General features: G+C 49.0%; 1 protein-coding gene. It reads left to right on the forward strand.

Features of this window, described 5'->3' with window-relative positions; all coding sequences use genetic code 11:
• Positions 1 to 44: 44 nt before the first annotated feature.
• The coding region (gene tnpB, locus WG929_RS21145; RefSeq protein WP_416207643.1) for an IS66 family insertion sequence element accessory protein TnpB at positions 45 to 243 on the forward strand (199 nt) is incomplete at its 3' end.

Below are 243 nucleotides of genomic sequence, written 5' to 3' on the forward strand. Positions count from 1 at the left end.
CTTGCCGGATCTGTTGCTGGCATTAAAAGATCGAGGGCTTTTATATGCTTAGGCCCAGTGCAGCGGTTCAGGTATATTTATACGCAGGCACCGTGGACATGCGCAAGTCGATTAATGGCTTATCGGCACTGGTCGAGCAAGAGCTGGAGCTTAGTCCTATGGCCAATGCTCTGTTTGTCTTTTGTAATCGCGACCGGGATAAAATCAAGTTACTGTACTGGGAGCGCAATGGCTTTGTGCTCT

The organism is Oceanobacter antarcticus (genome assembly GCF_044962685.1).
Lineage (GTDB): Bacteria > Pseudomonadota > Gammaproteobacteria > Pseudomonadales > Oceanobacteraceae > Oceanobacter > Oceanobacter antarcticus.